The following is a 22,600-nucleotide window of genomic DNA, read 5'->3' on the forward strand; positions in this document are numbered from 1 at the left end:
CAACACGGGCGACGGTACGGGCGAGGAGAAGCGGAAACCGTCAAACCGGGGTGCCAAGTCCTCTGTAGTACCCCGGTATGACGGCGTTCGGCGCTACAGGTACTTCTTCAGCTTCCGCCGCGCCGGCGAGCGCTTGTGCACCTCGTCCGGCCCGGCGGCCAGGCGCGGCGTGCGTGCGGTTGCCGGCCCACAGCTGGGCGAGCGGGGTGTCCTGGCTGACGCCGGCCGCGCCGTGGACCTGGACGGCCTTGTCGAGGATCCACTCGACGCTGATCGGGGTGGCGGTCTCGATGGCCCGGATCTCGGTGTGCGCGCCGCGGTTGCCGACGGTGTCCATCAGTGGGCGCTCTTGAGCACGAGCAGCCGCAACCGCTCGATTCGGACCCGGGATTCGGCGATCCAGTCCCGCACCACGCCCTGCCCGGTGAGCGGCCGACCGAACGCCGAGCGCTCGGCGGACCGGCGGTACATCAGCTCCAGCGCGTGTCATCGGGCAGGCCGAGACCGAGCCGTACCGCTCGTTCGACCGGCGAGTAGGCTCCGTCGGCGCGGTCGAGGTCGAGGAGGCCGGCCGGTTCCAGCGGAGGCTGGGCGATGAACCTGGCCTGGGTGCCGCGGTTGGGCTGGGCGGCGTGGATCAGGAACGGGTGGCAGAGGTAGACGTCGCCGGCCCGGCCGGTGGCCAGGGCGAGCGGCCGGTCGGGGGCGTCCAGGCGGCCTTCGGCGTCCATCGCCCCGCAGAGGGCGAAGAGGTCGGCCCCGGGCTCGCCCGAGGGCTCCAGGAACCGCGGTACGTCCAGGTGCGAGCCGACCTTGATCCGGGTCGGCCCGTGGTCGGCGTCGACGTCGGAGAACAGGAACAGCATCAGCAGCGCCCGTCCGCGGGAACGCAGGTTGAGCCGGAATCCGCTCTCCCCCTCGGGAATGTAGCCCGCGTCCATGTGCCATCCGGTGTCGCCGGGGTCGGCGGGGTGCGGGAAGCGGATGGGGAAAGTGCCCAGGCCCGCACGCGGCACCCACCGTCCCGCACCGACCAGTTGGTCGAAGGCGGCGTGCAGGCGCTCCGTCGTGGCTGCCCGCCGGAACGGCTCGTCCGCGTAGCCGTCGAGCCTGACCACCGGCTCGGTCCAGGTGTCCGGGTCGTCCGGGTCGAGTCCCGTCTCGCGCCAGAGGAACGCCCGGCACTCCTCGGCCACCGAGCGGGGGAACGCCTCCGGGAGGTGGACGAAGCCGTCCGTGACGAACCGCTCGATCTGATCCGATGTCAGCACTTCCTGCATGGCGGCGATTCTCGACCGAACCCCGGGAATGGGCAACCGAATTACGGCGGCCGCTTCCGCCGTCGGTCGGGAGCGGCGAGCGGTGTCGAAAGGCTCGTGCCTCGATTCGGCGCCGGAGAACGCAGACTGGCGTCAATTACCGTGTCGAACAACGATGTTACGGTTCGGCGGCTCGCTCACCCCCGCCGAAGGAGCGTTGTCCGGCGCGCGCTGACCGTGTTACGGTTCCACCGAGCCCCGTATGGGCCTACGCATGGAGGTAGCGGCTACTCAGCCACCACAGAGACCGGCACGGTCCGTCTCTCGCAGCTCTGTCAACCCCTGACCTGGGGATTGCTGCGCCTCCTCTCAACTCATCGCGTAGGTATGCGGGGTGTTTCCGTGTCGTTTTCCTGTGGCGTCCTCGGTGCCGCCCTCCCATCCATGGAATCGACACCGAAAGGCAGCACATGGACAGGGAACAGGCCGAGACCTGGGCCGGCTTCGACGTCAACGATTTCCAGCGCCGGATCATCGCCGAATTCCGGGCGAACGACGGGAAGTTGAGCGGCATGTTCGAGGGCTGGTCGTTGGCCGTACTGACGACCACCGGCGCCAGGAGCGGACTGCGCCGGGAGAGCATCCTGGGCTATCTCGAATTCGACGGGAACGGTGTCGTCGTCGCATCCGCGAACGGTTCGGACCGGCATCCCGGGTGGTTCCACAACATCCGGAAGAACCCGGTCGTGACGGTCGAGACCGGCACCGAGACCTATCAGGCGATCGCCGCCATTCCACCGGGCCAGGAGCGGGACCGGCTCTTCGAGCGCGTGCTCGCCGAAGCCCCGGGGTACGCCGAGCACCAGGCGAGGACGGTCCGGGAGATCCCGGTCGTGGTGCTGCACCGGATCGACCCCAGGGCCGGCGAGGAGCGGGTCAAGGGTATGGGCGACTGGATCGTCGAGGTGCACGACTGGCTGCGCGGGGAGCTCCGGTCACTGCTCGCCCAGGTGGATCGGGTGATCGAGGGGAACGCCGGCACCGTCGAGCGGACGCCGCCGGATCTCGGCCGGCAACTGCGCACCCACTGCCTCGAGTTCTGCGGGGCACTGAAGAAGCACCACGGCGGGGAGGACATGGCCGTGTTCCCGATGCTGGCCGCGCGGTTCCCCGCGCTCGCCCCGGCGCTGTCGCGGCTCGGCGAGGAGCACAAGGTGGTGGCCCGGCTGCAGGAGGAGATCCGGGAACTCGTCGACGGCTTCGTCCCGGGCGAGAGCGACCCCGTCCGGCTGCGCGCCGAGCTGGAACTGCTGGTGACCCGGCTGGAGTCCCACTTCCGGTACGAGGAGCAGACGGTCGTGACCGCGCTCAACGCGACCGCCCCGGCTCCGGCGTTCGGCTGATCCCACGTGGCGGAGGGGGGCTTCCGGCACAGGAAGTCCCCTCCGTCGCCCGGTGGTTCCCGGAGCCTTCGCCGCGACGGGACGGCCGCCGGCGGCGGCTCACACCTCCGCGGGCAGCTTGCCGATCAGCCAGCGCACACTGTTGTCGCCGCCGAGGTTCGGGAAGTGCACCATCGCCTTGTCGCACAGCTCGATGAGGTGGTCCTTCTTCCCGGTGTCCGGCAGGTCGTAGTACTCGAACGTGGGGCCCGCGTTGTGCTCGCCCTTGTACGGCCCCGCCGTGATCTGAGTGGCGACCATCAGCTCCGCGATCGACACCAGGATGCCCTGCATGACCGACATGAAGGTGCGCTCGTAGTGGTAACGCGGGCTCCGCTGACCGGGCCGCACGTCCTTCCACGAGGTCAGGTAGATCACGTCCAGCATGTGCAGCACATAGCAGTACACCGCGCAGAAGAGGTCGTTGATCGCGCTGACCGCCCGGTCGGCCTCGTACTGTCCGGACCAAGGGTCGGTGGGCAGCGTCCAGACGGCGCCCAGGGGTTCGATGCCGTCGGCGATCCGCTTGAACTTGGTGTAGTGCGGCAGCTCGTCCAGGCCCGGGATGGGCTTGAGCGGGTCGATCGGCACCGAGGGCTTGTCGGGGTCGATGCCCTCGCCCTGCTCCACGATGATCTTCAGTGCGTCCTGGGCGCTCTTCAGGTCGTGGATCAGGACCGGCTCGCCGCCGCCGTCCTTGTTCCAGTACGCGGCGACGTACTGGAGCTCCGGCTTGTTCTTCGCCCACAGGCCCGGCTTCGGCGCCTCCTGGTCGAGCTTGACGAGTCCCTTGCCCACGGCCCGGTAGAACTCGCCGATGGTGGCGTACTGCCCCTTGGGCGGCTTGCCCTCGCCCTTCCCCGGCCTGGGCCGCTCGAACTCCATGAAGACGTTCCGCACCAGGTCCCGGTCGCACGGGCCGAGGTGCAGTTCGAGCTTGGGGTACCGGTGCAGCATGTCCGAGGGGTAGAAGGGCACGAAGTCCGGTTCACAGAAGGTGATCTCGTCGCCGCGCCCGAGTGCCACCAGGAGGTTGCGGACCAGGCACAGGTGGAGCATCTCCTCCACCACGACGCTGCGGATCAGCCGGAACGCGCCCATGCCCGGGTTCCACTGGGAGTAGCCGCGCGTACCGATCGAGAAGGCCGCGTAGAGGTACATGGGGATGGTGGACATCTCCAGGTACGCGGCCTGCTTGAGGTGGTTGACCAGCTCGTCCAGCGTGCCGATCTCGATCTCGGCGTTGATCGGCGCCTTGGTGAGGATGAGGGGTTGGGTCGTCTGCCGTGGGGCGGTGGTGATGGTCACACGGTCTCCTCGGGTCCGGGGTGGTGGGGAGCTTGGCAGGGCAGGAGCCAGCCGACGGCGGCCCAGGTCTTCAGCAGGCGCTCGGCCTCGGTCCGGGCCAGGTCGGCCGCCGCGGCGGCCGTCGGGACGGGGACGCCTTCGAGCAGCGCGGACAGGAAGCGGTGGGCCCCGGAGGCGAGTTCGGTGGTGGTGACGACGAAGTCCCGGCGCGACACCGCGAGCCGTACCGTTCCCGGCCGGGGGGCTTCGGCCGGCCGTCCCCTGCGGACGGAGGCGACGTAGGAGTGCACCGGTGCGCACAGTGTCAGCACCCGCAGACACGGCGCCGGCCGGACCGTCCCGTCGGCGAACGTCCTTGCCCCTTGGCCGGGTTGCAGGTGCTCGATGCCCGGGCCGTCGTACACCTCGGCGAACACCCGCTCGTAGTGGGCGAGGTCGATGAGCACGTCGATCCACGCCTCGCGCAGCCGAGGCGGCCGGTCCCGGTCGGGGCGGTGGGCGGCGAGATGGGCGGTGAACCGCCGGTTGAGCTCGGACAGTGTGTGCGAACGGGAGGGGCAGGCGTCCAGGTAGTCCAGGGCGAACTCGTCGAACAGCTCCTGGCCCAGCAGCGCCCGCAGGCCCGGGTGGAGCCCGCGCATCGCCTCCAGCAGCCGCAGCCGGTAGCCGCGGCGGTAGACCTCCAGACGCTGCGCGGCACTCAACCGGGCTGAGGCGGTGAGCAGTTCACCGGCCTCGGCCCCGGGCCCGTGCGGGGCGAGGATGGCGTGCTGGAAGCGGCGCTGCGCCTCGGCCAGGCCGGTCGCGCTAGCCACGGCCCACCGGCACGGCGGCCTCGGCGACATGGTCGCGGGCCTTGTGCAGCTCGGCGAGCAGCTCGGGGAAGGGCGGGATGCGCTCGTCCCATTCCAGGAGGGTGGGCACCGGACCGGTCAGGGCGGTGGCCAGCCGGTAGAGCTCCCAGACCGGTTCGGCCACCGGTCGGTCGTGGGTGTCCACGATGTGGGTGCCCAGGTGGGTGTGGCCGGCCAGGTGCATCTGCACGACCCGTTCGGCGGGCAGTGCCCGCAGGTACTCCTCGGGGTCGAAGTCGTGGTTCACGGCGGAGACGTAGACGTTGTTGACGTCCAGCAGCAGTCCGCAGCCGGAGTCCTCGGCCAGGCGGGAGACGAACTCCCACTCGGGCATGGCCGCGCCCGTGAACGTCGCGTAGGTGCTGGGGTTCTCCAGGACCAACTGCCGTTCCAGTACGTCCTGGACGGTGCGGACCCGGCGCACCAGGTGGGCCAGCGACTCCTCGGTGAACGGCACCGGCAGCAGGTCGTGGGTGTTGATCCCGGCCGTCCCGGTCCAGCAGACGTGGTCGGAGACCCAGCGCGCCCCGGTGGCGTCGGCCAGGCGGCGCAGCCGGTCGAGGTAGCCGAGGTCCAGCGGATCGGTGCTGCCGATCGACAGGGAGACGCCGTGCATCACGATCGGGTACCGCTCGGCGATCCGGTCGAGGGCGTGGCGCGGGTAGCCGGCGGAGTCCGTGAAGTTCTCGGAGATGATCTCGAACCACTCCACCTCCGGCCAGGACTCCAGGATGTGGGCCAGGTGCTGGAAGCGCAGTCCGAGGCCGAGGCCGAGCCCGGAGGTTCTCGGGAGCGTGCCGCGAGGTGCCGCGCCCGCGGTACGGCTCACGGTCACGAGCCGGTGCCGGGTTCGATACCGCGCGGCTTCTCGTAGGCCGGGACGAGGTCGTCGGGGTAGCCCTCGCCCGGTGCGGGGCCGAAGGGGACGCCCGCCTCGTACATGCGGTGTTCGAAGATCTTGCGGGCGCGCTTCCAGACGCTGGTGCCCCGGTAGGGGCCGGCCGCGTGCACCCGGCTCTCGTTGATCGGGCTGGCGCAGCTGCCGTTCCACCGGCAGTCCTGGTCGCCCGGCTTGGCCTGCTCCGCGTCGGATCCGGAGTAGCCGCAACCTCCCTGCGCACGGCACTCGTTGGCGCCGTGGCAGATGTGCTGGACGGTCGCGCACTCCCCCATGCCCGCCATCAGCCCCGAGCCGTCGCGGCCGTGGCCCACACAGGAGTTGAGCCCCATGCAGACATGGAGCTCGACGGCGGCCTGCAGCTCCTTCGGCTCGGTCCGGGCGGGTCCGGCCTCCTCGACCCTGTCGTGCCGCCGCCTGCCGAGGTCGCCGCCGAGGATCAGCGGCCTGAGCTCCTCCCGGTTGGCCAGTCTTCCTTCGAAGTAGCCGTCGACCTGGCCGTCTCCGTGCGGTTTGGGACTCATGGCCCGTTCTCCTCTCCGTGTTCTGCCAAAAGACTGTGCGTAGACGATCTGGTCAGGCGGGCCACGCCCCCTTGCGCCTGCCGTCCGACCGGGCGGCAGTACCCGGCCGGCGGCAGCGCGGTACAGCGCGGGTGAGCGGAATCCGCCGGGTCGAAGCGGTGCCGGCGGCGTCCGGCCGGAGGCACCGGCGGTGCGGCACTCAGCCGTTGGGGGTGCTCGCGCCCTCGGTGCACAGGACCCGGAGGGTGAGGTTCGCGGGCCTGTGCGCGCCCTTGGCACCCTCGGGCGGGCAGTCGTACTTACGCACGGAGACGATCCAGCCGGTGGCGGCGTCGTTGGGACGGCTCTCCAGCACGTCGGTCGACTGCCAGTCAAGTCTGCGGTTCTCACCGGGAGTCACGCTGAATCCGCCGCCGTAGACGTTCTCCTCGGGCGGGCACAGCAGCTCGTGGGGCTTACCGTCCGCACCACCCTGGATGACCTCACCGGTCACTACGCGTGGCGGTTGTGTGAGCTGGCGCGGAGTGGCCGCCGCGCCGCCGCTCGTGGCGGCGAGGACCACGGCGCTCGCCGCGACGGCCATGGCAATCCTGATCTTGCTGAACACGCGTCACTCCTGTCGTCGGGTGGGGGTTGCGGCCATTTCAGCACGGCGCTGATGACCCGCCAGAGCGACACGCGAAGCGGCACGCCCCGTCAACCGATCGTTCGGTTCCTGGGGTGTCTTCACACGAACGACTACGGAGAGTGCTCTACTGACTGCGAACTGCTGTCCCCCGTGCGGCCTCCTGGCCGACGGGAGCGGACGCATCGGCTCATGAGGAGTTCCATGTCACGCAGAAGACTGATGGGTACGTTGGCGGCCGGCGCCATCGCGATCACCCTGTCCACGACCACCGTCCTGACCTCACCGGCCTGCGCCAGCATGGACCGCTCTGCCGGCTTCCATTCGCCGCAGATCACCGACGAACAGGTGAGGGCCGAGGTGCGGCCCGAGGAGGCGGCCGCGTTCGGTCAGAGGACCGCCGAGACGATGGCCAGGAACCGGATCGGCCTGCGCGCCGTCGAGACCGGCTATCCGCAGACCACCCGCACGAACAGCTTCAACGCGCTGACGGCCTCACAGGCGGACGCGAACAAGAACTTCGATCCCGCGCTGTTCGGGAAGTTCACGGACTACTTCTCCTCCCCCGACTACGGGGACCACATCGCACTGCTGCCCACCGGAAAGGTCCTCGTCTTCTCCTTCGAGAGCGTCGAGGACAACCCGAACAAGGAGCCGGCGCCGACCCAGGTGATCGGCAAGCAGAACGCCGGTCGCGCCTATCTCTGGGACCCCTCCAAGGGGACCGGCCTGAACTCCTTCACGGCCGTCCCGCCGCCGGTCATCGACATGCCGGACGGCCTGGACGAGCCTCGCCCCGCGCCGTTCTTCTGCGCCGGCCACTCCTACCTGCCCAACGGCATGGTCGGCATCTTCGGCGGCAACCTCGGCGGCAACCACGGGACCGGCGCCAAGCTGGCCCTGGTCTTCGACCCGTGGACCGAGACCTGGCACCAGGAACAGGACATGTCGGTCGGCCGCTGGTACCCGTCCGTGGTCACCGGCGCCGACGGCCGGCAGACCATCATGTCCGGCCAGTCCGAGCTGGGCTGGTCCAAGACCGCGACCCCGATCGTCGAACGCTTCCCGGCCAAGGGCACCGGCGTGTTCTTCGACAAGAACAAGGCCCCCGACGGCGTCGCGCTGGACCGGTGGAAGGTGGACGCCCCGTTCCGTCCCGACTATCCGCACCTGTTCTCGCTGAACGACGGCAGGATCTACGGTCTGGGCCGGGACGCCGACCAGCAGTTCGTCTTCGATCCCGTCGCGGAGACCCGCACCTCGCTGGCGAACCGCCCCGACGAGGTCATGCGCAACTACGGCTCCGCCGTCGCCCTCCCCAACGGCACCAGCGGCCCGGATTCGGTGCTGGTGCTCGGCGGCGACCGCAACAACGAGAAGACCTACCGCTTCTCCTCCACCGACGGCACATGGCGCGAGGACACCCCGCGGCACTTCGGCCGCACCCAGGACGACACGCTCATCTTCCCCAACGGCAACCTGTTCACCGTCAACGGCGCCTACGACATCCGGGACTACGGCAACGGCGAGCTCAACCCCAACGCCGACCCGAAGTACCGCCAGACCGAACTGCGGGACGCCAACGGCAACTGGACCCTCGGCCCGGTCCAGCGGCTGCCGCGCGGATACCACTCCAACGCCGTCATCCTGCCCGACGGCCGCGTCATGGTCACCGGTGACGAGCTCCAGCAGATCGCCAACAACCCGAACATCAAGTCCGGCCTCAACGGCACCATCGAGATCTACGAGCCTCCGTACCTGCACCAGGGCAACCGCCCCAGCCTTCGCACCGCGCCGACCTCGCCGCTGAACTACGGCACGTCCTTCCGGGTCAACACCGACACCCCCGCCGACGTCACCCGCGCCGTCCTGGTCGCGCCCATCACCTCCACGCACTCGGTGGACACCAGCCAGCGCCGCCTGGAACTGAAGGTCACCAGCCGGGCGGGCAGCCAGCTGGTGCTCCAGACCCCGGCCTCGGCCAAGGACGCCCCTCCCGGCTACTACATGCTCTTCCTGCTCAACGACGCAGGTGTGCCCAGTGTGGCCAAGTGGGTCCAGCTGAACCCGAACGCCTGACCCGACCCCCAGACCCCCCGGGTGGCCGGACCGCGGGCCGACGGCCGCGCGGTTCCCACCCGGGGTTTTCCCATTCACCGGAGACGACGAACGGATCGACCGATGGCAGTTGACCTGACTCTGCGTCAGGACACCGAAATCCAGGGCGACATCATCGCCGGATTCAAGAAAGACCATGTGACCCTGCTGCTCCTCCAGTTCGGTGAAGCCCAGGCGGCCCGGACCTGGCTGGAGAAGATCACCCCCAGGATCGCCACCACCCAGCAGGTCGCCACCTTCAACGGGGCCTTCAGCGACGCCCGCAAGTCCTCGGGCGGCGACGACCCGGCGACGCTCAAGGCCACCTGGCTGAGCCTCAGCTTCACCTACCAGGGCCTGCAGTTCATCACCGGGCAGAGCGACCTGCTGAAGGCCGAGATGAAGCCGGGCGACACGCTGGAGGCGTTCGTCCAGGGGCCCTCCGACTCGGGGCGGGCGATCGCCCTCGGCGACACCGATGAGAACGACCCCAAGCACTGGGTGTTCGGCTGCAGCACCAAGCCCGTCGTCCACGCGGTGCTGACCGTCGCCTCCGACACCGCGGACGGCCTCAGGGGCGCGGTGGACGAGCAGAAGCTGGCCGCCAACCAGGCCGGCGGGGTCATCGTCTTCGAGCAGGAGGGCGCGGCCCTGCCGGGCGACAAGAAGGGCAAGGAGCACTTCGGCTTCAAGGACGGGGTCAGCGAGCCGGGCGTCGAGGGCTTCGACGAGCCGGACCCCGGCAGGACCGAGAACGCCGCGGGCCGCACGGTGCACTTCTCCAAGGACCACCCCGGCACCCGCCTCATCCCGGCCGGCGAGTTCGTCGTCGGCAAGCCGCTCGTCCCCGAGCACTCGCCCCAGACCGCCGCCAGCGACACCGTGCCCGCCTGGATGCACAACGGCTCGTTCCACGTGGTGCGCCGTCTGGAGCAGGACGTCGCCGGCTGGTGGGCCCAGGTGGACACCCAGCTGCGGCGGCTGAAGGACCTCAAGGCCGTGCCGGAGGACACCAGGCGGGACTGGTTCGCCGCCCGGCTGGTGGGCCGCTGGCGCAACGGTGCCCCGGTGTGCAAGTTCCCCGACCAGCAGCCCAGCACCCCGGGCGCCGGCTCGGACAACGACTTCAGGTACAAGGGGGACCCGGACGACCCGGACGGCCTGATCACCCCGCTCTTCTCCCACCTGCGCAAGACCAACCCCCGCGCCGGTCTCGACGCCGAGGGCGAGGTCGAGGAGCGGTTCATCGACGCCCGCCGGATCATGCGCCGCGGCGCCCCCTACGGACAGCCCTTCGACCCCACGAGCGAGGACCCCAAGAACGGCCCCGACGGCGATCGGGGTCTGCTCTTCGTCTGCTACCAGTCCGACCTGGTCGCCCAGTTCGAGTTCATCCAGGTCAACTGGATCAACGACCCCGACTTCCCGCCCGGCCGGGCCAACCACCCCGGTCCCGACCCGCTGGTCAGCGGCCAGCTCGCCACCGTCAACGACGGCCGGGTCAGCTGGGAGGGCAGGAACCCGGCCGGTGAGCGGCAGACCAGCACCCTGGACTTCAGGCCGTTCGTCCACACCCGTGGCGCGCTCTACTGCTTCACCCCCTCCATCACCACCCTGCGCAGGCTGGCCCAGAACCGCCTCACCGGCGAGTTCACGGAGACCACGCAGCCGGTCGTCACGCCGCAGCCGGTGGTGACGCAGAACCTTCCGGTGGACGCCGTCCTGCCGCTGCCCGACGTCGAGGGCGGCTACTGGACCTTCCAGCAGGGCACCATCCGCCTGATCAGCACCGGCTCCCAGCTCGGCCCGCTCACCACCGGTGAGGTGACCGACCGCACCGGGGTCGTGGTCAAGACCGTCGGGCCGTACTCCAGCTGGCCCGCGCTGAAGGGCGTCACCCAGATCGACACCATCCTGCCCGTGCCCTTCGAGCAGCGGACCGGCGGGAAGAGCAGCTACTGGGTCTTCCACACCGTGGGCGGGCAGCAGGTCTACCGCTTCATCACGCTCGCCGCCGCCGAACCGTACACCTCCCAGGTGGTCACCGAGGACCGGCCGGTGAGCAAGTGGAACTCCCTCGCCGCGGCTCCCCCGGTCACCCGGGTGGACGCCTTCCTGCCGGTCCCCGACATGCGGCCGTCCGGCGACGGCACGTACTGGTACTGGGTGTTCCACACCACCGAGGTGGGCCAGCGCTACCGCCTGATGTCCATCGGCCGCTCCGGTCAGGCCTACCCCGACCGGCTGCAGCGGGACGACCGGCAGCTCAGTCAGTGGCAGTCGCTCAAGGGCGTCACCCGGGTCGACGCCTTCCTGCCCGTCACCGGCATGGACGACCCGAGCGGCGGCATGCACTGGTACTGGGTGTTCAACCAGGACAAGTACCGGGTCATCATGGTCGACCACGGCGGCAACCACCCGGACTACCTGGTGCGGCAGGACCGCCCGACCGCCGTCTGGTGCCGCCAGCCGTAACCCGCTCCGCCCGCCCGGCCCCGCTCGGGCACCCAGCCCCGAGCGGGGCCGGGCGGGCCCTCGGCACCACCCACGCCCGGGCGGCCGCGACCGGAGGGCGTCAACGCGCGCTCCTGCGGCCCCGGTTGCCGATCACCCGATCAGGTCGGACGGGGATATCCTCTGCCCCAGGTCGGCTCGGGCAAGGGGCCCGGCCGTAGTTTGGGGGTTGGCGTGGTCGCCGGTCGTGTGGTGCGGTTCGACAGTGCGCGAGGTTACGGGTTCATCGCTCCGGGCCATGGCGGGGAGGACGTGTTCCTGCATGTGAACGACCTGCTGATCCCCGAGTCCCAGGTGCGCCCCGGGCTGGCCGTCGAGTTCGAGATCGAGGACGGTGACCGCGGGCTCAAGGCCTCGTCCGTCCGCCTCGCCGCGGGGGCCGCCCACAAGCCGTCGTCCCTCCCGGCACCCGACAGCCGGGTTCCCACGGCCCGTGCCGCCGGGCAGGCGGACGACGACTGTCTGTGCGACGTGCTCAGCGCCGACGAGTTCCACCGCGAGATCACCGAGGTCCTGCTGGAGGCGGCCGGGACGCTGACCGGGGAGCAGATCCTCCAGGTCCGCCGGGCGCTGCTGCGGTTCGCCGGGGACCACGGCTGGATCGAGAGCTGACCGAGAGCGGCGCCGGCGCGGCCGACCGGGCCGCGCCGGACTCACAGACAGCGCACCCGGTGACGGACGCTGCCCACCAGGCGACCGGCCCGCCAGGCTGCACCGTGCCACCAACTCCCGGACCGCTCCGGCGAGATGGCCTCGGGAAGGCGCCGTGCGATCCGGTACCAGGCACGAAGTGCCGACCGGGTGCTCGCGGGCGGCAGGCCGTGGGCACGGAAGTCGCGCATCAGCCGGGGGTCGGCCCTGCCGTAGCCGTAGGCCTGGCGGGCGGCCTGCCAGAGCTGTTCGCGCACGCGGTAGCGCATCACCGCGTCCGGTGCGAACACCAGGGCGTACGAGGCGAGTTGGGCCCGCCAGCAGAACTCGACGTCGTCACCGCCGCCCGCGTACCCCTCGTTGAAGCCGCCGAGGGCGCGCAGCACCTCGGTCCGCACACCGAGGGTGGCGCCCACCGCGTACGGCAGGTAGCCCATCATCTCGGGGAGCCGGTCGCGGGGCTGCGGCCTGCGCCAGGAGCAGGCCTGCCGGTTGTGGACGGCGAAGTACTCCGGGTACCCGCCGACCAGGTCGGCGGTGCGGGAGGCCTGGGCCATCGCCCGCAGCCAGCCGGGGGTCGCGGCGTCGTCCGCGTCGCAGAAGACCAGGAAGTCACCCCGGGCGGCGGCCGCTCCGACATTGCGGGCATGGTTGATGCCCTTGCGCGCGAAGGCGTCCACCACCCTCAGTTCCGGCAGCTCGGGCCTCCACTCCCGGGCCGCGTCGGCCGTACCGTCGGCGGAGCCGTTGTCCGCCACGACGACCTCCCACGCCCCCGGGTACTCCTGCCGGCTCAGCGCCTCCAGCTGGCCGGGCAGCACCAGCGCGGCATCACGGGCCGGGATCACGACGCTGACCAGCTCCGGCATGGGCCGAAGCGTCCCCTGGGCGGCGGTGCTCACCCGTTCCTCCTCAGCTGCGGCGGCGACCGCGGTCCGCGAGCGGTCCGGGCTTCCCGGAGTACCCGTCGATGCGTGGGCGCGAGCCGGGCGACCTACCGGCGGCTCTCGTGCCCCAAGTCGCCCAGTGACCGCGCACCTTGCCGTTCCGGTCGTCGACGGCGACGCGCGGCGGTCCGAGGAGCGGGCACGGCGGACGGGGGCGGGCACGGCGGACGGGCGCGGGCACGGCGGACGGGCGCGGGCACGGCGGACGGGCGCGGAGCCGGTCGGTGACCGCCGGCCGTTCGCAGACCGCCGGGTGTGCTCCGGTCTGCGTCAGCCGGCCGGGAAGTCGAAGGTGTAACCCTGCTCGACCAGCCACGGGAGCAGCTGGGACAGCGCGGCCACCGTCTCGCTGCGGTCGCCGCCGCCGTCGTGCATCAGGATGATGCCGCCCGGGTGCAGCTCGCGCTGCGCGGTGGCGACGATCTCCGCGACCCCGGGCTTCGCCCAGTCGCGGGTGTCGACCGTCCATCCGAGCGGGCGCAGACCGGCCTGCACGGCGATCTGGCGGTTCTGGGCGGTGAAGTCACCGCCGGGGGCGCGGAACCACGAGACCTCGGCGCCCGGGCCGCCGGCCTTGAGGATCATGTCCTTGGCCGCGTCGATCTCGTAGACCTGCTGGTCCTGCGGGAGGGTGTGCATCGGCTGCGGGTGGTGCACGGTGTGGTCGCACAGGCGGTGGCCCTCGGCCAGGATGCGCTGGACCGCCTTCGGGTTCGCGGTGGCCTGGGGGCCGATCTCGCAGAACGTCGCCTTGGCGTGGTAGCGCTGCAGCAGGTCGAGGATCGCGTCGGTGGCCGGGCCGGGGCCGTCGTCGAAGGTGAGCGCGACCGTCTTGCCCCCGCCGCCGGCGGTGGCGGTGTGGTAGACGATCGACGAGCCCGGGGCGTCCGGTACGGGCTGCGGCGCTGCGGGGGCGGGCGCGGCGGGTTTGGCGGCGGCCGGCGCGGGCGCGGCGGGCTTGCCGGGGGCGGCTGGCGCGGGCACGGCGGGGGCCGGCGCAGGCACGGCGGTCCCTGTGGTGGGGGCCGTGGTGGGGGCGGCGTGCTTGGTGGAGAGGGCGACGGGTGCGGCACCCGTCACAGCGGCCGGCGCGCCGTGGCCGGGTGTCTGCCCGGTGGTGGCGCCGGGGGCGGCGGGGCTCGCAGGCGCGGCTGCGGAGGCGGCGGCGCCGGGCGGCGCCGTACCGGGGGTACCGGCGCCGGGCGGTACTGCTCCGGGGGACGGCTGCGCGGGCGCCGGCGTGGTGGCGCTGACCCGCACGCTCGGGCTCCCGGCCGCGGCGGCGGCGCTACCGCTCGTAGCGGCGCCGTACGAGGTCGCGCCGCACGCGCAGGCGAGCGCGAGCGGAAGGACGGCGGCGCATCCTGCTGCGGCCCGGCGAAGAATCGTGCGGGTGGTGGCCTGCTCCGGCATGGCTGTTGCTCCTGGGGTCGTACAGAGGCCCGGCATGCCACCGGGCTTCCTTTCGACAATGGCCGCCGGTCGCACGCTTCCAAAGCGTTCGCGGCTTCTTGAGACCGTTCTCACGTCCGACGGACAGGCGGGGTGAGGGGCCAGGACAGCGCTCTCAGCGGCGGTGCCGGGCGGCTGCCGGGCGCCAGTCGCGATCCGACGCCGACGACCCGCGAGACCCGTGCGCCGCACCACCCCCGCCCCCGCGGAACGGCGGTCGTCCCGCTTCCCGCGATCACACCCATGGACACCCGATCGGCCCGAGGCCGGCTCCCGCCTCAGCGGGAGCGGATCCGCCATTCGATGATCCCGGCCGGCCGGAAGGGCTTCCGATCAACCGTCAACCGTGCTCCACCGCGGCGGAGTCGGACCTGCGTCGCCCGCGGTCGACCATGCGTCGTGGGCGACCGGAGCAGTTCATCCACCGCGGCCACGGCCGGTGCGCCTCCCGGCCGAGAACGCCTCGTACCGTGGGCTCCCTCCCCTCGAACCGGCTTGCGCGGCCCGCTTTTCGGTTTATAGTGGCTGAGGTTTTCATTGGGCACCTCGTTCGGTGAGGCGTCTTCACGGACACAGGCCACTGATCCCACCCGTCGAGAGACGCTCCGGATCAGGACAGGTCTCCCCGACCTAAGGGGTGACCCCAAGTGGCTTCCGGCCCGCGGGCCGGATTACGCCGTGGAGTGCCAAAGCTCTGACGAGTTGGGGTGAGCCGGCGGCTTCCGTGCGCGTCGGTGAGCTCCTTGCCGTGTCGTTCAGGCGCCGTCGTGCGCCTCGGCCGGGAGGAGGCGAGAGACATGGAATGCAGTAGTACGGGCCGTATCCGGCCCCGCGCCCGCCTGTCCTCGCTTCGTACCGGCACGCGCTGACACTCCTCACGGCTGACTCCGACGCCAGCGATCCGCCCGCACCCGGGTGCGGTCGCCCGGCCTGCCGTGGGTCCGCCCCCGCGTGCCCTCCAGCCTTTGCCCCTGGAGGTTGCCATGACCACCCTGATGATCGGCCGCACCGTGCACGGCCCCGCCGCCACGTCCCGGCCCACCGGTATCCACCTCGGCCGCCGGGCCGCACACCTGCTGCGAGGCCTTCGCCTCCGGAGGACCGGCGCCGCGGCCCACACCGCCCCGCTCGTGCCGATGGCTCCGGCCGACTGCCGTGCCCGCGGATACCTGCGGCTGACCCTGCAGGACGGCACGCCGCGGCTGTACCTCCTCGACCACCGCGACTTCGCGGCCACCACCTCGCCCGAGGTGGCCTATGACGCCCGGGTGCACACCGCCTACCAGCTACTCCTCCAGGGCCACCGCCCCGAGGAGATCGCCGAGCGGCTCGCTCTGCCCGCGGCGGCCGCCCAGCGGATCGCCGAGCACGCCGAGCGTTCCGGACCGAACGGCCCGGGGAACCGGCCGCCGCTCAGCTGACGGCCCGCCCCGAGATCGACCACACGTACGCCCCTCGCCCGACCGATGTCGCCCGGGATTCACCAGGCCCGGGTTGACTCGGCTCGCCGCCCCGTTCCGAAGGAGGTGCCCCGTGCACGCCCTGACCACCCTCGACTTCCTCGTCCGCCTCGCCGCCGGTGTCAGCTGCGGGGCCCTGATCGGCGTCGAACGCCAGTGGCGTGCGCGGATGGCCGGCCTGCGCACCAACGCGCTGGTCGCCGCGGGAGCCACCCTGTTCGTGCTCTACAGCGAGGCCGTCGGCGACACCGGCAGCCCGACCAGGGTCGCCTCCTACGTCGTCTCCGGCATCGGCTTCCTCGGCGGTGGCGTCATCCTCCGCGACGGCGCCGGGGTGCGCGGCCTCAACACCGCGGCCACCCTGTGGTGCTCCGCCGCCGTCGGTGTCCTCGCCGCCTCCGGCAAGCTCGACCTGGCCGTCCTCGGCGCCCTCGCGGTGCTCACCGTCCACCTCGTCCTGCGCCCGGCCGGCCGGCTGCTCGACCGCGCGCCCTCGGCCGGCACCGACCCCGACTCGACCACCCGGGCCACCGTCCACCTGGAGTGCGAACGCCAGGCGGAGACCCAGATCCGCGCGCTCCTGCTGCAGGCGCTGGCCGCCTCCGGCCTCGCGCCGACCGGCCTGCGCGCCCGCCGCGAGCAGGGCGAGACCACCAGCCTGCGCGCCACGGTCGCGGTCACCGGCGACGTCACCGCCGCCCTGGAGCAGGTGGTCACCCGGCTCTCCCTCGAACCGGGCGTCCGCGACCTGCACTGGCACCTGGAGGACGAACACGACCGCGCCGAGCACGAGGTGCTCGCCTGAGCCGACATGCTGGCCATCGGCGCGCTCGGTTGGTAGGACAGCCTCATGCAGCCTGTGCAGGGGACTCCCGGTCACTCCCGCTACGACGTCGTGATCGTCGGCGGCGGCCACAACGGGCTGGTCGCTGCGGCGTACCTGGCACGGGCCGGGCGCAGCGTCCTGGTGCTCGAACGGCTGGACCGCACCGGCGGGGCGGCGGTCTCGGCCCAGGCGTTCCCGGGCGTGCCGGCGCGGCTGTCGCGGTACTCCTACCTGGTGAGCCTGCTGCCACGGAAGATCGTCGACGAGCTGGGCCTGCGCTTCACGGTCCGCCGGCGCCGGATCTCCTCGTACACCCCTACCGTGCGCTCCGGGCGGCCGACCGGGCTGCTGGTGGACGCCGGCGATCCGGCGCGTACCGCCGCCTACTTCCGTGAACTGACCGGCTCGGAAATGGAGTTCACCGCCTGGCAGGAGTTCTGGGCGATGACCTCCCGGGTGGCAGGGCGGGTCTTCCCCTCGCTCACCGAGCCGCTGCCCACCCGCGCGGAGCTGCGCCGCCGGGTGGACGACCCGGCCGCCTGGACCGCCCTGTTCGAGCGGCCCCTCGGCGAGACCCTGGAGCGGACGTTCACCGACGACCTGGTACGCGGCGTGGTCCTGACGGATGCGCTGATCGGCACCTTCAGCCACGCCCATGATCCGTCGCTGCGCCAGAACCGCTGCTTCCTCTACCACGTGATCGGCGGCGGCACCGGACAGTGGCACGTCCCGGTGGGCGGAATGGGCTCGCTCACCGACGCGCTGGCCGACGCGGCCGGGTCCGCCGGCGCGGAACTGCGGACCGGCTGCGAGGTCACCGCCGTGGCCACCGACGGCGCGACCGCCGAAGTGACCTACCGCAGCGGCGACTTCGAGCACCGGGTCGGCGCCCGCCAGGTGCTGTGCGGCGCGGCGCCCGCCGTACTGGACCGGCTGCTCGGCCGGCCCGCCGACCGGCCGGGGCCGGAGGGCGCGCAGCTGAAGGTGAACATGCTGCTGCGCGGGCTCCCCCGGCTGCGGGACACCACCGTCGACCCTCGGGAGGCCTTCGCCGGGACCTTCCACATCGCCGAGTCGTACACCGAGCTGGACGCGGCCTACCGGGTGGCCGCGACCGGGCGTGTGCCGGCCGCCGCCCCCTCCGAGATCTACTGCCACTCGCTGACCGACCCGTCGGTCCTGGGCCCCGGGCTCGCGGCCCAGGGCTACCAGACGCTCACCCTGTTCGGCCTCCAACTGCCCGCCCGGCTCTTCACCCATGACGCCGACTCGGCCCGCGAGGCCGCGCTCAGGGCCGTCCTCGGACCGCTGGACGCCTGCCTGGCCGAGCCGCTCGCGGACTGCCTGGCCGTGGACCGGGACGGCCGTCCCTGCCTGGAGGTGAAGACCCCGGCCGACCTGGAGCGCGATCTCGGCCTGCCCGGCGGCAACATCTTCCACCGGGAGCTCGCCTTCCCGTACGGCGATCCGGCCGGGGACCGGTGGGGCGTGGCCACCGGGCATCCCAACATCCTGCTCTGCGGGGCCGGTGCGATCCGCGGCGGTGGCGTCAGTGGCATCCCCGGCCACAACGCCGCCATGGCGGCCCTCGGGCGCTGAGGGCCGCCACCCCACCGCCGCCCCGCCTTCACCCCTTCTCCCGCGGCCACACCTCCCGCCCACCACACATCGATGTCGCTGGACCATAGTGTGCGACACACACTAAGGTGTCGGTCGTGGACGACTCCGAACTCCTCGACGCCCACCGGCAGGAGCTGCGCCGCGGCTCGGTGGTACTCGCGAGCCTGCTCGCGCTGCGGACACCGGGATACGGCTACGGCCTGCTGGAGGACCTTGAGCACGCCGGCGTGCCGGTCACGGGCAACACGCTCTACCCGCTGCTGCGCCGCCTGGAGAGCCAAGGGCTGCTGACCAGCGAGTGGGACACCAGCCAGGCGCGCCCGCGCAAGGTCTACCGCACCAGCCGTGACGGTATCCGCCTCGCCCAGGCGCTGCTGCGCGAGTGGCGAGTGATCGATACCGCGCTCACCCGTCTGGACCCCGCCTCCACCCAGGAAGGACAGAACCCGTGACCGCCGCATTAACCGACCGGTACATCGCCGCCACCGTGCGCCGGGTGCCCGACAAGCAGCGACGTGAGATCGAACAGGAGCTGCGCGCCGCGATCGCCGACGATGTCGAGGCCCGCATCCGGCGCGGCGAGGCGCCGGCCGACGCCGAGTACGCCGCGCTCTGCGAGCTCGGCGACCCCGACCGCCTGGCCGCCCGCTACGCCCACCCCGCCGTCGCGCTCATCGGCCCCGACACCTACCCCGAGTACCTGCACGCGCTACGGGGCGCCTGCAAGAACGTGCTGCCGTTCGTCTACATCGTGCTCGCCCTCATCCACCGCGCCCACGGGGAGAACGCCTGGGCCGCGCTGCTGCGCCCGATCGGCTCCACCATGACCGTCGCCGTGTACCTCGCCGTCTGCGTGACCGTCGTGTTCGTGATCGCCGACCGCGCACGCGGCACCCGTCCGGAGGCCGGCCTGGCCACCGCCCTCCGGACCCCCGACTGGACCCCCGACCGGCTGCCCGCCGCCGAGCAGCCGCGCCCGGCCACCCGGAACCGCCTGGTCACAGGGATCCTCAAGGCCGCGGCCCTGGTCGCGGCGCTGTTCGCGCAGCGGGTCCTCTCTCCGGTCACCACCCCCGCGGGTGTACACGTGCCGCTCATCAACCCCTCGCTCTGGGGCTTCTGGATCCCCTATCTCATCACCGTGCTCACCCTCACCGCCCTGCTCAACGCCGCAGGTCTGCGCATGCGCCGCAGCAGTCCCGCCACCGCCGTCGCCGGCGCGGCACTCACCCTCGCGGCTACCGCCCCGCTCGCCTGGCTGTTCTGGCAGGCGCGGGTGCTCAACCCCGCGCTCGCCGACAGCGCCGGTGCGCTGGCCAGGCTGACCGCACCGGGCAACTGGATCGCCTGGCTCGCCGTCCTCACCCTCACCCTGGCCACCGCCGGCGCCCTCGCCGAGGCCTGGCGCACTCTCCACCGCGACCGGGTCGCCGTCTGAGCACCGCGATCGCCCCGGTGCCCCGTTCCGCGGTGCCGGGGAGCGTCACTGGGCGGTCGCGGACACGACGGGCAGGTGCGGGACGTACCCCGCTGAATCCCGGCCGGGGGCGCGGACGAAGATAGGTGGATGTAAAACGCAAGCGTCTGCGGCAAGAGGTCCTTCATGCCCCACATCACCATCGACTACTCGCCCTGGCTGGCCGACGGCTTCGACCGGCGGGCGTTCGTGAGGGAGCTGCACCCGGCGGTGCTCGAAGGGACCGGCTCCACCGGTGTGTGCAAGACCTTCTTCCGCCCGGCCGCCGAGACGTACGTGGGCGACCTCGACGACGTGGACGGAGGCGGGCCGGCCTTCGTCCACGTCGAGGTGGGGCTGCTGCCGGGACGTCCCGACGGTCTGAAAGCCCGGCTGTCGGAGGAGATACTGGCCCTGCTCGGTAGGCACCTGCCCCGGGGGGACGCCGACCGGGTGGTCTCCTCGGTGGAGGTCCGGGACCTCACCGACACCTACCGTCTGCGCCACCCTGACGCGTAGCCGGCGGCGGTCCGGCTCCGCGTGCCGCCGCCGGCGGTCAGCGGTCGGTGCCGAGGGCCTTGCGCAGAACCGTCACGGCCTGGTCGACGGCGGCGGTCGCGGCCTGGGTGCCGCGGACCGGGTTGAGCATCATGAAGTCGTGCAGGATCCCGTCGTAGCGCACGGTGATGACGGGGACGCCGGCCTGACGCAGCTTGGCCGCGTAGGCCTCCCCCTCGTCCCTGAGCACATCGGCCTCGTCGACGCACAGGTACGCCGGGGGAAGCCCCCTGAGCTGGTCGAGTGTGGCCCGCAGGGGTGATGCGGTGATCTCGGCGCGGCGGGCGTGGTCGGGGAGGTAGGCGTCCCAGAACCAGGCCATCGCCTTGGCGGTCAGATACGGGCCGCCTGCGAACTCCCGGTAGGAGTCGGTGTCCTGGGCCGCGTCGGTGACGGGGTAGTACAGCGACTGGTGGACGAAGGTGACGTCCCCGCGTTCCTTGGCCATCAGGGTGAGCGCCGCGGTCATGTTGCCGCCCACGGAGTCGCCCGCGACGGCCAGCCGGGAGGCGTCGAGCCCTTCGGCGGCCCCTTCACGGGTGATCCACCGGGCTGTGGCGTACGCCTGCTCGATGGCGACCGGGTACCGCGCCTCGGGCGAGCGGTCGTACTCGACGAACACCACGGCGGCGTTGACGCCGACCGCGAGTTCGCGCACCAGCCGGTCGTGGGTGCCGGCGTTGCCGAGGATCCAGCCGCCGCCGTGGACGTAGAGGACCACGGGAAGGACCCCCTGGGCGTCCACGGGTCTGACGATGCGGACCTTCACGTCACCGACGTCGGCCGGGACGACGGTCCACTTCTCCTGCACGTCGGGCTTCGCGATCGGCGCGGCCTGGATGTCGTCCAGGACCTTCCGCGCCCCCTCGGGGCCGAGCTCGTACAGGAAGGGCGGCTTGGCCGTGGCGTCCGCGATGGCCTGGGCCTCGGGCTCCAGGACGGGGCTGACGGTCATGGGGCGTCCCTCTCGTTCTCGTACCGGAATCCTGGTACCCGCAACGCTTGCCCCTTTCCCCGTTGATCGCATATCGGTGAGCGCCCCGGCCGCACCGGCCCGGGGCCGTGAGTGCCCGGAGCGGCCGCACTCGGAACGCGCGGATGCGGGCTGGACCGCGGGTACCTAGCGTGGCCCCCATGGAGCTGTTTCCTCCGATCCCGCTGTCGCGGTGGCAGGACTCCAAGGCGACGCTGCACCGGTTCGCCCAGGTCGTCGGCAAGATCCGGCTGGCGAGCAGCGTGCGGCGTAACCACTGGTGGAACGTCCCCTACCACCTCACCGGACGGGGCATCACGACCCGCCCGATGACCACGGCCGACGGGAGCGAGATCTTCACGATCGACTTCGACTTCGTCGACCACCGGCTGACCGTCTGCTCGTCGGACGGCCGCAGGGTCTCCTTCCCGCTCGCCGGGCAGTGCGTGGCGTCGTTCTACCGCCGGACGCTCGACGCTCTCGGCGCGATCGGCGTGGCGGTGACCATCCCGCACCCGCACCCGTTCGACCTGCCCGACGCCGGGCGGCCGTTCGCCGACGACACCGAGCACGCCGACTACGACCCGTTCTGGGTCAACCGCTACTGGCAGGTGCTCAGCCAGGTCAACCTGGTGCTGGAGGAGTTCGCCGCGCGCTTCTGCGGGAAGGTCAGCCCGGTGCACCACTTCTGGCACACCTTCGACATCGCGGTCACCCGCTTCTCCGACCGCGAGGTGGACCAGTCCTCGGCCGTCGACCCGGTGACCCGGGAGGCCTACTCACGTGAGGTCATCAGCTCGGGGTTCTGGTTCGGTGACGAGGCCTTCCCCCGGCCGACCTTCTACTCCTACGCGGCGCCGGAGCCCGACGGCCTGGCCGACCACCCACTGCGCCCCGCCGCCGCCCGCTGGGTCGAGCGGCAGGGCAGCCATCTGGCCGTCCTGGACTACGACGACGTCCGCGGCGGCGAGGACCCGCGCGGTGCGGTCCTCGACTTCTACGAGTCCGTCTACCAGGCCGCGGCCCACCTCGCCGGCTGGGACGTCGACCGCGAGGCCTCCCCCGGCGGTGTCACCGACCCGGTCGCCGCCAAAGCCGCCGGAGCCGCCGGAGCCGCCGGGGCCGCCGGGTGACCG

General features: G+C 71.9%; 20 protein-coding genes, 1 pseudogene and 1 riboswitch. Of the genes and pseudogenes, 11 read left to right on the plus strand and 10 right to left on the minus strand.

What is annotated here, in order from left to right; all coding sequences use genetic code 11:
* Positions 1–93 precede the first annotated feature (93 nt).
* Both ACSMTC_RS05770 and ACSMTC_RS05775 read right to left on the minus strand, forming a co-directional pair.
* A pseudogene (locus ACSMTC_RS05770) lies at positions 94–483 on the minus strand (acyl-CoA dehydrogenase family protein); the annotation flags it as partial.
* On the minus strand, positions 471–1,280 hold the full coding sequence (locus tag ACSMTC_RS05775; RefSeq protein WP_436558559.1) for a phytanoyl-CoA dioxygenase family protein: 810 nt from the start codon (positions 1,278–1,280) through the stop codon (positions 471–473). The pseudogene ACSMTC_RS05770 and the gene ACSMTC_RS05775, both read right to left, overlap by 13 nt.
* A gap of 449 nt (positions 1,281–1,729) precedes the next feature.
* On the opposite strand from ACSMTC_RS05775, the gene ACSMTC_RS05780 reads away from it, so the two are divergent.
* Positions 1,730–2,662 (plus strand): nitroreductase/quinone reductase family protein, encoded by a 933-nt coding sequence (locus tag ACSMTC_RS05780; protein WP_436558560.1) that lies wholly within the window; start codon positions 1,730–1,732, stop codon positions 2,660–2,662.
* A gap of 99 nt (positions 2,663–2,761) precedes the next feature.
* On the opposite strand, the gene ACSMTC_RS05785 is transcribed toward ACSMTC_RS05780, so the two are convergent.
* From ACSMTC_RS05785 to ACSMTC_RS05805, 5 genes are all read right to left on the minus strand, one after another.
* Complete coding sequence (locus tag ACSMTC_RS05785) at positions 2,762–4,009, minus strand: ferritin-like domain-containing protein (protein ID WP_436558561.1); 1,248 nt, start codon at positions 4,007–4,009, stop codon at positions 2,762–2,764.
* Positions 4,006–4,824, minus strand: a complete 819-nt coding sequence (locus ACSMTC_RS05790; protein WP_436558562.1) for an HvfC/BufC family peptide modification chaperone — start codon at positions 4,822–4,824, stop codon at positions 4,006–4,008. The genes ACSMTC_RS05785 and ACSMTC_RS05790 overlap by 4 nt, the downstream gene beginning before the upstream one ends.
* Complete coding sequence (gene bufB / locus ACSMTC_RS05795) at positions 4,817–5,692, minus strand: MNIO family bufferin maturase (protein WP_436558563.1); 876 nt, start codon at positions 5,690–5,692, stop codon at positions 4,817–4,819. The genes ACSMTC_RS05790 and bufB overlap by 8 nt, the downstream gene beginning before the upstream one ends.
* A gap of 2 nt (positions 5,693–5,694) precedes the next feature.
* A complete protein-coding gene (locus ACSMTC_RS05800) occupies positions 5,695–6,285 on the minus strand; it encodes a hypothetical protein (RefSeq protein WP_436558564.1) in 591 nt (196 codons plus the stop codon).
* A gap of 199 nt (positions 6,286–6,484) precedes the next feature.
* Positions 6,485–6,892: a hypothetical protein gene (locus tag ACSMTC_RS05805; RefSeq protein ID WP_436558565.1), complete on the minus strand. Its 408-nt coding sequence runs from the start codon at positions 6,890–6,892 to the stop codon at positions 6,485–6,487.
* Positions 6,893–7,114: 222 nt separating this feature from the next.
* Between ACSMTC_RS05805 and ACSMTC_RS05810 the strand changes: the two genes are divergently transcribed.
* The 3 genes from ACSMTC_RS05810 to ACSMTC_RS05820 all read left to right on the plus strand — a co-directional run bounded on the left by ACSMTC_RS05810 (position 7,115) and on the right by ACSMTC_RS05820 (position 12,133).
* A complete protein-coding gene (locus ACSMTC_RS05810; protein WP_436558566.1) occupies positions 7,115–8,989 on the plus strand; it encodes a galactose oxidase early set domain-containing protein in 1,875 nt (624 codons plus the stop codon).
* A 102-nt stretch (positions 8,990–9,091) separates the two neighbouring features.
* A complete protein-coding gene (locus ACSMTC_RS05815; protein WP_436558567.1) occupies positions 9,092–11,482 on the plus strand; it encodes a Dyp-type peroxidase in 2,391 nt (796 codons plus the stop codon).
* A 213-nt stretch (positions 11,483–11,695) separates the two neighbouring features.
* The gene (locus tag ACSMTC_RS05820; RefSeq protein WP_436558568.1) at positions 11,696–12,133 is read left to right on the plus strand and encodes a cold-shock protein; all 438 of its coding nucleotides are present in this window, start codon (positions 11,696–11,698) and stop codon (positions 12,131–12,133) included.
* A gap of 41 nt (positions 12,134–12,174) precedes the next feature.
* Here ACSMTC_RS05820 and ACSMTC_RS05825 read toward each other — a convergent pair whose 3' ends face one another.
* Both ACSMTC_RS05825 and ACSMTC_RS05830 read right to left on the minus strand, forming a co-directional pair.
* Positions 12,175–13,074 carry a glycosyltransferase family 2 protein gene (locus ACSMTC_RS05825; RefSeq protein WP_436558569.1) on the minus strand — a complete coding sequence of 300 codons (900 nt, stop codon included), beginning with the start codon at positions 13,072–13,074 and terminating at the stop codon, positions 12,175–12,177.
* A 315-nt stretch (positions 13,075–13,389) separates the two neighbouring features.
* Complete coding sequence (locus ACSMTC_RS05830; RefSeq protein WP_436558570.1) at positions 13,390–14,532, minus strand: polysaccharide deacetylase family protein; 1,143 nt, start codon at positions 14,530–14,532, stop codon at positions 13,390–13,392.
* 577 nt (positions 14,533–15,109) lie between these two features.
* A riboswitch (M-box (ykoK) riboswitch) is annotated at positions 15,110–15,285 on the plus strand.
* A gap of 269 nt (positions 15,286–15,554) precedes the next feature.
* Between ACSMTC_RS05830 and ACSMTC_RS05835 the strand changes: the two genes are divergently transcribed.
* The 6 genes from ACSMTC_RS05835 (at position 15,555) to ACSMTC_RS05860 (ending at position 20,452) form a co-directional block, all read left to right on the plus strand.
* On the plus strand, positions 15,555–15,992 hold the full coding sequence (locus ACSMTC_RS05835) for a hypothetical protein (protein WP_436558571.1): 438 nt from the start codon (positions 15,555–15,557) through the stop codon (positions 15,990–15,992).
* Between the two features lie 112 nt (positions 15,993–16,104).
* Positions 16,105–16,836, plus strand: a complete 732-nt coding sequence (locus ACSMTC_RS05840; protein WP_436558572.1) for an MgtC/SapB family protein — start codon at positions 16,105–16,107, stop codon at positions 16,834–16,836.
* A 45-nt stretch (positions 16,837–16,881) separates the two neighbouring features.
* On the plus strand, positions 16,882–18,456 hold the full coding sequence (locus tag ACSMTC_RS05845; protein WP_436558573.1) for a phytoene desaturase family protein: 1,575 nt from the start codon (positions 16,882–16,884) through the stop codon (positions 18,454–18,456).
* 116 nt (positions 18,457–18,572) lie between these two features.
* The gene (locus ACSMTC_RS05850; protein WP_436558574.1) at positions 18,573–18,929 is read left to right on the plus strand and encodes a PadR family transcriptional regulator; all 357 of its coding nucleotides are present in this window, start codon (positions 18,573–18,575) and stop codon (positions 18,927–18,929) included.
* Positions 18,926–19,915, plus strand: coding sequence for a permease prefix domain 1-containing protein (locus ACSMTC_RS05855; protein ID WP_436558575.1), 990 nt, complete (start codon positions 18,926–18,928; stop codon positions 19,913–19,915). Before ACSMTC_RS05850 ends, ACSMTC_RS05855 begins: the two co-directional genes overlap by 4 nt.
* A 165-nt stretch (positions 19,916–20,080) precedes the next feature.
* Positions 20,081–20,452: a 5-carboxymethyl-2-hydroxymuconate Delta-isomerase gene (locus ACSMTC_RS05860; RefSeq protein ID WP_436558576.1), complete on the plus strand. Its 372-nt coding sequence runs from the start codon at positions 20,081–20,083 to the stop codon at positions 20,450–20,452.
* Between the two features lie 37 nt (positions 20,453–20,489).
* Here ACSMTC_RS05860 and ACSMTC_RS05865 read toward each other — a convergent pair whose 3' ends face one another.
* Entirely contained in the window at positions 20,490–21,446 is a 957-nt protein-coding gene (locus ACSMTC_RS05865) for an alpha/beta hydrolase (RefSeq protein WP_436558577.1), read from the minus strand.
* Between the two features lie 179 nt (positions 21,447–21,625).
* On the opposite strand from ACSMTC_RS05865, the gene ACSMTC_RS05870 reads away from it, so the two are divergent.
* Positions 21,626–22,597, plus strand: a complete 972-nt coding sequence (locus tag ACSMTC_RS05870) for a DUF5996 family protein (protein ID WP_436558578.1) — start codon at positions 21,626–21,628, stop codon at positions 22,595–22,597.
* Positions 22,598–22,600 lie beyond the last annotated feature (3 nt).

It is taken from the genome of Kitasatospora sp. HPM-01-4 (assembly GCF_051374625.1).
Classification (GTDB): Bacteria; Actinomycetota; Actinomycetes; order Streptomycetales; family Streptomycetaceae; genus Kitasatospora.